This is a genomic window from Streptomyces sp. NRRL WC-3549 (assembly GCF_000721935.1).
GTDB lineage: Bacteria > Actinomycetota > Actinomycetes > Streptomycetales > Streptomycetaceae > Streptomyces.
Map to the genome: position 1 here is coordinate 52,254 of NZ_KL585408.1, position 10,376 is coordinate 62,629.

Annotated in this window: 11 protein-coding genes and 1 pseudogene; 7 read left to right on the forward strand and 5 right to left on the reverse strand. The window is 70.5% G+C overall.

Annotation, left to right across the window (positions count from 1 at the left end):
• Positions 1–179: 179 nt before the first annotated feature.
• Positions 180–905, reverse strand: coding sequence for a transglycosylase SLT domain-containing protein (locus IH13_RS0119495; RefSeq protein WP_031086159.1), 726 nt, complete (start codon positions 903–905; stop codon positions 180–182).
• Positions 906–1,385: 480 nt separating this feature from the next.
• On the opposite strand from IH13_RS0119495, the pseudogene IH13_RS0119500 reads away from it, so the two are divergent.
• A pseudogene (locus tag IH13_RS0119500) lies at positions 1,386–2,327 on the forward strand (GAF domain-containing sensor histidine kinase); the annotation flags it as partial.
• A 130-nt stretch (positions 2,328–2,457) separates the two neighbouring features.
• A complete protein-coding gene (locus tag IH13_RS0119505; RefSeq protein ID WP_031086163.1) occupies positions 2,458–3,102 on the forward strand; it encodes a response regulator in 645 nt (214 codons plus the stop codon).
• A gap of 16 nt (positions 3,103–3,118) precedes the next feature.
• Here the strand turns inward: IH13_RS0119505 and IH13_RS0119510 are convergent, their stop codons facing one another.
• A complete protein-coding gene (locus IH13_RS0119510) occupies positions 3,119–3,898 on the reverse strand; it encodes a hypothetical protein (protein WP_031086164.1) in 780 nt (259 codons plus the stop codon).
• A 133-nt stretch (positions 3,899–4,031) separates the two neighbouring features.
• On the opposite strand from IH13_RS0119510, the gene IH13_RS0119515 reads away from it, so the two are divergent.
• From IH13_RS0119515 to IH13_RS0119530, 4 genes are all read left to right on the forward strand, one after another.
• The gene (locus IH13_RS0119515) at positions 4,032–4,832 is read left to right on the forward strand and encodes an ABC transporter ATP-binding protein (protein WP_031086167.1); all 801 of its coding nucleotides are present in this window, start codon (positions 4,032–4,034) and stop codon (positions 4,830–4,832) included.
• A gap of 67 nt (positions 4,833–4,899) precedes the next feature.
• Positions 4,900–5,328, forward strand: a complete 429-nt coding sequence (locus tag IH13_RS0119520; protein WP_031086169.1) for an NfeD family protein — start codon at positions 4,900–4,902, stop codon at positions 5,326–5,328.
• 165 nt (positions 5,329–5,493) lie between these two features.
• A complete protein-coding gene (locus IH13_RS0119525) occupies positions 5,494–6,420 on the forward strand; it encodes an SPFH domain-containing protein (RefSeq protein ID WP_031086171.1) in 927 nt (308 codons plus the stop codon).
• Between the two features lie 78 nt (positions 6,421–6,498).
• On the forward strand, positions 6,499–7,272 hold the full coding sequence (locus tag IH13_RS0119530) for a sulfite exporter TauE/SafE family protein (RefSeq protein WP_199814752.1): 774 nt from the start codon (positions 6,499–6,501) through the stop codon (positions 7,270–7,272).
• Between the two features lie 63 nt (positions 7,273–7,335).
• Here IH13_RS0119530 and IH13_RS0119535 read toward each other — a convergent pair whose 3' ends face one another.
• The 3 genes from IH13_RS0119535 to IH13_RS0119545 all read right to left on the reverse strand — a co-directional run bounded on the left by IH13_RS0119535 (position 7,336) and on the right by IH13_RS0119545 (position 9,430).
• A complete protein-coding gene (locus IH13_RS0119535; protein ID WP_031086173.1) occupies positions 7,336–7,842 on the reverse strand; it encodes an HNH endonuclease in 507 nt (168 codons plus the stop codon).
• Positions 7,843–7,983: 141 nt separating this feature from the next.
• A complete protein-coding gene (locus tag IH13_RS0119540) occupies positions 7,984–8,517 on the reverse strand; it encodes a YbhB/YbcL family Raf kinase inhibitor-like protein (protein WP_031086174.1) in 534 nt (177 codons plus the stop codon).
• Positions 8,518–8,647: 130 nt separating this feature from the next.
• The gene (locus tag IH13_RS0119545; protein WP_031086176.1) at positions 8,648–9,430 is read right to left on the reverse strand and encodes a sporulation protein; all 783 of its coding nucleotides are present in this window, start codon (positions 9,428–9,430) and stop codon (positions 8,648–8,650) included.
• An 86-nt stretch (positions 9,431–9,516) separates the two neighbouring features.
• Here IH13_RS0119545 and IH13_RS0119550 point away from each other — a divergent pair, with 86 nt between their 5' ends.
• Positions 9,517–10,161: a DNA-3-methyladenine glycosylase gene (locus tag IH13_RS0119550; protein ID WP_031086177.1), complete on the forward strand. Its 645-nt coding sequence runs from the start codon at positions 9,517–9,519 to the stop codon at positions 10,159–10,161.
• Positions 10,162–10,376 lie beyond the last annotated feature (215 nt).

Here is a 10,376-nt window from a genome sequence, read left to right on the forward strand (position 1 = left end):
GCGCCGCCACGAGCCCGAGGTGATGCGCAAGTAGCGCCCGCGGGGCCTCGTACCGGGGCCCGGAAACGCCCGAGGGCGGCACCCCGCGGGGTGCCGCCCTTCGGCATGTGCCGGCCCGGTCACGCGACGCCGCGGACCGGCGGTCCGGCTGCTCTGCCGGGCCTCGCTCGGTGCGTGGCTCAGTACGCGCTGTCGACGTTGTCGATCGAGCCGTACTTGTCGGCGGCGTAGTTGGCCGCGGCGGTGATGTTGGCGACCGGGTCGTACTGGTCCTTCTTGGTGCCGGCGACGTGGTAGAAGTCGAACGTCGGCTTGATGACCTGCAGCAGGCCCTTGGACGGGACGCCGTTGATGGCGTTGATGTCCCAGTTGTTGATCGCGTGCGGGTTACCGCTGGACTCACGCATGATGTTGCGGTGCAGGCCCTCGTACGTGCCCGGGATCTTCTTCTGGTGCATGATCGACAGGGCCTCGCGGATCCAGCCGTCGAGGTTGTTCGCGTAGACCGGCTTGCGGACGGCCGCACGGCTGGACTTCTCGGAGGAACGCTTCTGCGCGTCCGCCTTGGCCTTTGCGGCGGCCTTGACCTTCGCCGCGGCCTGGTCGGCGGCCTTCTTCTTGGCGTCGGCGGCCTTCGCCTTGGCGGCGTCGGCGGCCTTCACCAGCTGTTCGGCGGTGGAGTGCTGCTCGATGACGCTGGCCTGGAGGGAGTCGGTCTTCGCCTTGCCGGCGAACGTGGCCGGCGCACCGGAGACGGCCTGCGGCTCGGTGGTCGCCGACGCGTCGTCGTGGGGGACCAGGGAGAAGGCGACAGCGGCGGCGGCCAGGGTGGACACACCCGCGACGGAGAGCTTCTGCGCCTTGTTCAGGCGACGGCTACGGCTGGTGATGCGGGAGATGGACATGCAGTCGTACCTCTTCGAATAGCAGGGCCCTCGGCGAGGACGCGGACGGAAGCGCCGAAGCACATCTCCGTCGGGGACGCTTGCAATTCTTAGCGCCAGCAAAATGCGCTGGCAAAGGTGTGACGTACGAAGCCGGGTAGTGGAGGGGAGTGGTGTTCCTGCCTCTCTGTCCGTTTTGGGTGCAGCCCTAATGCCCGCTTTGGTGCAACTATCCGTCTTCGTAAGTGACGTGGGTCCTATGCCTGGGCTCACACGGGGAGGCCCTCATGCTTACGAAAGGTTGCTTACGTAATGCGGAGTGTGACGTTCCGTGCGAGGGGTGGGGAGGGGGGTGCGCCCTCCTCGGCCGGGCAGGGGGCGCCCGCCCCGGAGGGCGTGCGGCGCGGGGCCGGGGAGCCCTCCGGCCTACGACCGACGCCCCATGCGGCAGGGGTCCCCGGTCCGATACGGCCGCCCCGGCCCCGCCGGTACCGTGAGCGCATGAGTCACCGCCCACCGTCAGGCCTCGCCGCGGTCAGCGCCGCGCTGCTCGCCATGAGCCGGCACCTGGAGATGAGGGACGTCCTCAAGACGATCGTCGCCTCCGCGCGCGAGCTGCTGGACGCCGAGTACGCGGCCCTGGGCGTCCCCGACGACCACGGCGGCTTCGCCCAGTTCGTCGTCGACGGGGTCAGTGACGCGCAGTGGAAGGCCATCGGCCCGCTGCCACGGCAGCACGGCATCCTCGCCGCCATGCTCCGCGAGGCCACCCCCCAGCGCCTCGCCGACGTCCGCACGGACCCCCGGTTCGAGGGCTGGCCCGACGCCCACCCCGACATGTCCGACTTCCTCGGCCTGCCGATCCGGGACGGCGAGGAGACCATCGGCGCCCTCTTCCTCGCCAACAAGCGCTGCCCCAAGCCCTCCGGCGGCTGCGGCTTCACCGAGGCCGACGAGGAACTCCTGGGCATCCTCGCCCAGCACGCGGCGATCGCCCTCACCAACGCCCGCCTGTACGAGCGCAGCCGGGAGCTCACCATCGCCGAGGAGCGCTCCCGCCTCGCCCACGAACTCCACGACGCCGTCAGCCAGAAACTCTTCTCGCTCCGGCTGACCGCCCAGGCCGCCGCCGCCCTCGTCGACCGCGACCCCGCCCGCGCCAAGGGCGAACTCCAGCAGGTCGCGGCCCTGGCGGCCGAGGCCGTGGACGAACTGCGCGCCGCCGTCGTGGAGCTGCGGCCCGCGGCCCTGGACGAGGACGGACTGATCGCGACCCTGCGCAACCAGATCCAGGTCCTGGACCGGGCCCACACCGCCCGGGTCACCTTCGAGAGCACCGGGGTACGGGCGCTGCCCTCGGCCCAGGAGGAGGCCCTGCTCCGCGTCTCCCAGGAGGCCCTGCACAACGCCCTGCGCCACTCGGGGGCCGGGCACGTCTCGGTGAGCCTGTCTCTTATACACATGTGTATAAGAGACAGCGTCTCGATGCGGCACCGGGCCGGCAGCGTCGGCGGCAGGCTCACCGTCGAGTCCGAGCCCGGAGAGGGCACCACGATCACGATGGAGGTCCCCGGTGGCTGACAAGATCATCAAAGTCCTGCTGGTCGACGACCACCAGGTCGTCCGGCGCGGACTCCGCACCTTCCTGGAGGTCCAGGACGACATCGAGGTGGTCGGCGAGGCGTCCGACGGTGCCCAGGGGGTCAGCGAGGCCGAGTCGCTGCGGCCCGACGTTGTCCTGATGGACGTCAAGATGCCGGGCACCGACGGCATCGAGGCCCTGCGCCGGCTCCGCGAGCTGGACAACCCCGCCAAGGTGCTGATCGTCACGAGCTTCACCGAGCAGCGCACGGTCGTCCCGGCCCTGCGCGCAGGCGCCTCCGGATACGTGTACAAGGACGTCGACCCGGACGCGCTCGCCGGCGCCATCCGCTCCGTCCACGCCGGCCACGTCCTGCTGCAGCCCGAGGTCGCCGGGGCGCTCCTGGCCCAGGAGGACGCGGGCCAAGGCACGGGCCGGGGGAGCACCCTGACCGAACGGGAACGCGAGGTGCTGGGGCTGATCGCCGACGGCCGCTCCAACCGGGAGATCGCCCGCGCACTGGTCCTGTCCGAGAAGACCGTCAAGACGCACGTCTCGAACATCCTGATGAAGCTCGACCTGTCCGACCGGACCCAGGCCGCCCTCTGGGCCGTACGGCACGGGGCGGCCGGCTGAGCCCCCGGGCCCCTCGTCAGCGCCCCCGCTCCTCCAGATACGCGTTGTACGCCGCGACCTGGGCCCGCCTCGCCACCCGCTCCACCGGCCGCAGCGCCTCACTCCTGGCCGCGATCTCCGAGGCGCTGACCGCGCCGCCGTGGCCGTACCCGTGGGCGACCGTCACCAGCAGCCCCACCCGCTGGGCCAGCTCCAGCACCCGTACCGCCCGGGGCGGGTACCCCGGCGCCAGCACCTCGCGGCCCCGCTCCGCCCGCGCCCGGTACGCGTCCAGCGCGGCCTCCGCCACCGGTCCGGACGCGGCGACGTCCAGCCGCGACAGCACCGCCGTCGCGTCCCGCAGCGCCTCCGCCAGCTCCCGCTCGGCCTCGCCCAGCGACGGCACGTCGGCCGGCGGCGCCTCCCGTACCGGCAGGCAGTGCCACACCACCTCGGCGTGCACGTCCCCCTCGGGCCCCGCCTCACTCACCTCCGGCACCAGGCCGTACGGAACCCCGAAGGCCACCACCGCCTCCTCCGCGTCGAGCGCACGCGCGTTGAAGTCCGGGGGCCCGCTGAGGCCCAGCGGATGGCCGGGCACCGGGAGCGCCACCCGGAATCCCGTCGCGCCGAGCGCCCGCAGCCGTCCGAGCGCCAGCGTGAGCCCGACCGGCCCCGTCTCGCCCGGCACCCCCTCGACGCGGTGCACCGCGTCCTGGCCGACGATCGCGTGCGCCGCGTCGTCCGGCGGGACGAGACCGGCGAGAAGCGCGTTTCCCCATGCGGCGAGCCGCCCTGAGCGTGGTTCCGAAAGCATGCCGACAGCCTAGGGAACGGAGCGCGGACGGGCCCTAGGAGTCGGAGCACTCTCCGGGTGGCGTAGGTTTTCCTTGGGAGCCGTGCCCACAGGCACGCGACGATCTCGACACTGCATGGGGAGACAACGCGCCATGAGCGATGTACTGGAGCTGGTGGACGTATCCGTGGTCCGCGACGGACGCGCTCTGGTGGACGACGTCTCCTGGTCGGTCAAGGAGGGGGAGCGCTGGGTCATCCTCGGCCCGAACGGGGCGGGCAAGACCACCCTGCTCAACATCGCCTCCAGCTACCTCTTCCCGAGCACCGGCACGGCCACGGTCCTCGGCGAGCGGCTCGGCGGAGTCGGCACCGACGTCTTCGAGCTCCGGCCCCGCATCGGCATCGCCGGTGTCGCGATGGCCGACAAGCTGCCCAAGCGCCAGACGGTCCTGCAGACGGTCCTCACCGCCGCGTACGGCATGACCGCCACCTGGAACGAGGACTACGAGGCCGTCGACGAGGAGCGGGCCCGCGCCTTCCTCGACCGGCTCGGCATGACCGACTACCTCGACCGGAGGTTCGGCACGCTCTCCGAGGGCGAGCGCAAGCGCACCCTCATCGCGCGCGCCATGATGACCGACCCCGAGCTGCTCCTGCTCGACGAGCCCGCGGCCGGCCTCGACCTCGGGGGCCGTGAGGACCTGGTCCGCCGGCTCGGCCGGCTCGCCCGCGACCCGTACGCCCCCTCCATGATCATGGTGACGCACCACGTCGAGGAGATCGCCCCCGGCTTCACCCACGTCCTCATGATCCGACAGGGCAAGGTGCTCGCCGCCGGCCCCATGGAGACCGAGCTCAGCTCCCGCAACCTCTCCCTCTGCTTCGGCCTGCCGCTCGTCGTCGAGCACCACGGCGACCGCTACACCGCCCGCGGACTCCCCCTCGGCAAGTAGGTTCCGCGCCACAGTCGGCTTCCCGGCGCCCTGTCGGGGAAGGCACCCGCGGTCCTACGATGGCGGGGTGGACATCGACGCGTGGGTGTGGTGGCTGATCGGCGCGGTGGGACTGGGCATCCCCCTCGTCCTGACCGCGATGCCCGAATTCGGAATGTTCGCCGTCGGAGCGGTGGCCGCGGCCGTCGTCGCCGCCCTCGGCGGGGGAGTCGTCGCCCAGGTCCTGGTCTTCGTCGTGGTGTCGGTGGCGCTCGTCGCCGCCGTACGCCCGATCGCGGCCAGACACCGAGCCGGCCGGACCGGCCACGCCAGCGGCATCGACGCGCTGAAAGGCCGTCAGGCCGTCGTCCTGGAACGCGTGGACGGCAGCGGCGGCCGCATCAAGCTGGCCGGGGAGGTCTGGTCCGCCCGCTCGCTCGACGGCGACCAGAGCTACGAACCCGGCCGGCAGGTCGACGTCGTGGACATCGACGGCGCGACGGCCGTCGTCATGTGAGCGAACCGTTCACACGGCGGGCCGGGGTCTGCCACACTCGAAGTCGATCATCATGGAAATGCGATCGCCCGTCCTGAGAACGCGACTTCCAAGAAGCGCGACTCCCATGGCAGCGCGACCTCGATCATCGCGATCCGTCGGCAAACGAAGGGCTCGAGGCACACGATGCAGATCATCATCGTCCTGGTCATTCTGGTGGTGCTCGTCTTCATCGCCCTGATCAAGACGATCCAGGTCATCCCGCAGGCCAGTGCGGCCATCGTGGAGCGCTTCGGCCGCTACACCCGCACCCTCAACGCCGGGCTGAACATCGTCGTCCCGTTCATCGACTCGATCCGCAACCGGATCGACCTCCGCGAACAGGTCGTCCCCTTCCCACCGCAGCCGGTGATCACCCAGGACAACCTCGTCGTCAACATCGACACCGTCATCTACTACCAGGTGACGGACGCCCGCGCCGCGACGTACGAGGTCGCCAGCTACATCCAGGCGATCGAGCAGCTCACCGTCACCACCCTGCGCAACATCATCGGCGGCATGGACCTGGAGCGGACCCTGACCTCCCGCGAGGAGATCAACGCGGCCCTGCGCGGTGTCCTCGACGAGGCCACCGGCAAGTGGGGCATCCGCGTCAACCGCGTCGAGCTCAAGGCCATCGAACCGCCCACCTCCATCCAGGACTCGATGGAGAAGCAGATGCGCGCCGACCGCGACAAGCGCGCCGCGATCCTCACCGCCGAAGGCATCCGGCAGTCCGCGATCCTCACCGCGGAGGGCGAGAAGCAGTCGGCGATCCTGCGCGCCGAGGGTGAGGCCAAGGCGTCCGCCCTGCGCGCCGAGGGCGAGGCCCAGGCCATCCGTACGGTCTTCGAGTCCATCCACGCCGGGGACCCGGACCAGAAGCTCCTCTCGTACCAGTACCTCCAGATGCTCCCGAAGATCGCCGAGGGCGACGCCAACAAGCTCTGGATCGTGCCCAGTGAGATCGGGGACGCGCTCAAGGGCCTCAGCGGCGCCTTCGGCAACCTCGGCGGCGGCGTACCCGGCTTCAACACCGGTGCGGAGCGCCGGGAAGAGCCCCCCGTCAAGTGACGCGGTCACCCCTTCGTGCATGATCGGTCCGGCCCCTCGACCTCCATGGCGGGGAGGCGTCACTGACCACCGAAGGGGATGGCCTTGTCCATCTGGGAAATGCTCGCCGTGTTCGCGGCGGGACTCGGCGCCGGCACGATCAACACCATCGTCGGTTCCGGCACGCTGATCACCTTCCCCGTGCTCCTCGCGACCGGCCTCCCGCCGGTCACCGCGACCGTCTCCAACGCACTCGGCCTGATCCCCGGATCGATCAGCGGGGCCATCGGCTACCGCAAGGAGCTCGCGGGCCAGCGCCGGCGCATCCTCAAGCTGGGCGTCGGCGCGCTGATCGGCGGACTCACCGGCGCCACCCTGCTGCTGTCCCTGCCCTCCACGGCGTTCGAGACGATCGTCCCCGTCCTGGTGGCCCTCGCCCTGGTCCTGGTCATCCTCCAGCCGAGGATCAGCAAGGCGGTCCAGCGCCGCCGTGAACAGACCGGGACCACCGCCCGCCCCGACGGCGGCCCGCTGCTGTTCACCGGACTCATGCTCGCCAGCGTCTACGGCGGCTACTTCACCGCCGCCCAGGGGATCATCTACCTCTCCCTCATGGGCATGCTGCTCGACGACACGATGCAGCGCCTCAACGCGGTCAAGAACGTCCTCGCGGCCGTCGTCAACAGCATCGCCGCGCTCTTCTTCCTCTTCGTCGCGGACTTCGACTGGACGGCCGTCGTCCTCATCGCGGTGGGCTCGTCGATCGGCGGCCAGATAGGCGCCAAGGTCGGCCGCCGTCTCAGCCCCCGGCTGCTGCGCGGGCTCATCGTCGTGGTCGGCACCGCGGCCATCGTCCAACTGCTGCTGCGCTGACGGGAACCGGCCCGCCTCGCAGGCCGGGGGCGGGCCGAACCACAGGTGCTGGGAAGCGATGGGTCAGGCGGCGGACCGGGCCAGCCACTCGGGCAGCGAGGTCGGGTCACCGGCTCCCAGCGCGAGCAGCATCGCGTCGGCCGGCGAGGGGACGAAAGGCTGCCGCAGCAACGGCATGCCCGCCTGCTCCGGAGTCCGGGCCGCCTTGCGGTGGTTGTCCTCGGCACAGGAGGCCACGGTGTTCAGCCAGGTGTCCTGGCCGCCCTGGGCGCGCGGCACCACGTGGTCGACGGTGCTCGCCCGCCGCCCGCAGTACGCGCACCGGTGCTGGTCCCGTATGAGCACACCCCTCCGGGACCAGGGGGCGTGTCTTCGGAACGGCACCCGTACGTACCGGCAGAGCCTGATGACCCGCGGCACCGGGATGTCGATGGCGGCACCCCGCATGCGGAGCCCGGGATGCGACTGCTCGACGACGGCCTTGTCCTGCAGGATCAGAACGACCGCGCGGTTCAGCGTCACCGTCGACAGCGGCTCGAAGCTCGCGTTGAGTACCAGTGTGTCCCGCATCCCGCCCACCTCCCGTGTGCTGCCCGCCGGCCGGCAGGCCCGGATCAACTCTGGCCGGGGGAGCCGCGAGGGACAACGCAATAAAAAGTGCCCTGCCTTGATCTCTCCAAGACCAGGGCAGGGCAAACAGCGGGTGAACCGTCAGCTCGCGGGAGCGGCGTACTCACCGATCAACCGGGCGCGCCCCAGGGTGTGGAAGCGCAGGTTGAATCCGACCACCGCGGGCGAGGCGTCGCTGTCGGGGCCGAGCTTCTCACTGTCCACCGCGTACACGGTGAAGACGTAGCGGTGATTCTCTCCGGCCGGGGGAGCGGCACCCCCGAAGTCCTTCGAGCCGTAGTCGTTTCGGGCGTGGACGGCCCCCTGGGGGAGCCCCTCGAACGTTCCCGTGCCCGCACCGGCCGGGAGCTCGGTGACGGTGGCCGGGATGTCGAAGAGCACCCAGTGCCAGAACCCGCTGCCGGTGGGGGCGTCGGGGTCGAAGCAGGTGACGGCGAAGCTCTTCGTCTCCGGGGGGAAGCCGTCCCACCGCAGCTGCGGGGAAGTGTTCCCCGCAGCCTGCACCTGCGCGTCGGCGAGTACGGCGCCGGGTGCGAGATCATCGCTCACCACGGTGAACGAGGGCACCTCGGGATGGAAGTCGTGCGGCAGCGGCGCCTTCTTCTGCTGGGTCACGTCAGCACCTCTCCTGGTCGGCTGTGGAACGGACGTCTCACCATCGACCCTAAGGGCCCCGGGGTCCGAAACGCTCCGCGACCTCGGGCGTCGCGGAGCCGTCGCGGAGCCGCGCGGAGCTATCGCGGAGTCAGAGCCAGTTGCGCCGGCCGCCGACCTGCGAGAGCCACTGGTTGAGGTAGGCGGCCCAGTCGGTGCCCTGGTAGTCGTGCAGCCCGACCTTGAACGCGCGGTAGGAGTCGCTGCCCTCACTGAAGAGGCCCGGCTTCTTGTCCATCTCCAGGACGACGTCCATCTCGCGGTCGTCGGCGACGAAGGTCAGCTCGACCTGGTTCAGCCCGCGGTACTGCTGCGGCGGGAAGAACTCGATCTCCTGGTAGAAGGGCAGCCGCTGGCGCGTGCCGCGGATGTGGCCGCGCTCCATGTCCGCGCTGCGGAAGCCGAAGCCCAGCTGCCCGAAGGCGTCCAGGATGGCCTGCTGGGCCGGGAGCGGGTGCACGTCGACGGCGTCGAGGTCCCCGGAGTCCAGGGCACGGGCGATGTCCAGCTCCGTGGTCACCCCGATGTCCATGCCGCGCAGGTGCTGCCCGGCGAACATCGTGATCGGCGTCTCCCAGGGGATGTCCAGCCCGAACGGGACGACGTGCACGGCGCCGGCCTGGACCTGGAAGGCACCGCCGAGACGCACCTTGGTGAACTCGATGTCCTGCTTGGTCTCGTGGTCGCCGCTCTCGACCTCGACCCGCGCCTGCAGTCCCACCGAGAGGCCCTGGATCTGCTGTTCCACGGCGCCGCCCTGGATGCGCACCTCGCCCTGGACGACACCGCCGGGGACGACGTTGAGTTCGGTGAGCTCGGTCTCGACCGAGGCACCGCCCGCACCCATGCTCGCGAGCAGCCGCTTGAAGCCCATGTTTTCCTCCTAGGTTCTGACCCCTACATACGCGCGACGACCGTAGACGGTTCCGCCGCCGCCGTTCCCCAGTACCCTCGGACGGCATGGAAAAGTGCTTGGACCGAACACCGCTCACACGCGACTTCTTCGACCGATCCGTCCTGGACGTGGCGCCCGACCTGCTGGGCCGCGTCCTGGTGCGCACCTCCGAGGAGGGCCCCATCGAGCTGCGCCTGACCGAGGTCGAGGCGTACGCGGGTGAGGTCGACCCCGGGTCCCACGCGTTCCGTGGGCGCACTCCCCGCAACAGCGTGATGTTCGGCCCGCCGGGCCACTCGTACGTCTACTTCACGTACGGGATGTGGCACTGCCTGAATCTGGTGTGCGGGCCCGAGGGCACGGCGAGCGGGATTCTGCTGAGGGCGGGGGAGATCAGGGTGGGCGCCGAGGCCGCCCGTAAACGTCGGTTCTCGGCCCGGCACGACAGGGAACTGGCCAAAGGCCCAGCGCGTCTGGCCACGGCCCTCGATGTCGACCGCGCACTGAACGGAGTCGATGTCGTCGCCGGCCCGCTGGGCCCGCTGTCCGTCCTGCACGGCACTCCTCCCACGCCTGACCAGGTGCGCAGCGGCCCCCGTACGGGAGTGGGCGGGGACGGGGCCCACCAGCCGTGGCGCTTCTGGATCGAGGGCGACCCGACGGTCAGCCCCTACCGGGCGCATGTACCGCGCCGCCGACGCACGTCTTGACCAACTTGACTCGCGTCTGCTGCTTCCCTAATGTAGTCCGAGCCGCTTGAACGGATGCAGTTTTCGGTGAGGTCCAGCAGGACCGGGCCGGAGTGCCGTGAGAGGGCAACCCACTACCTACGATTCACCCCTGGCGGGTGTGATTCCGGCATGCCGGAATTCATCACCACGGCTCGATTATGAGTCGCCGAGGAAATCGGTTAACGTAGTGACCA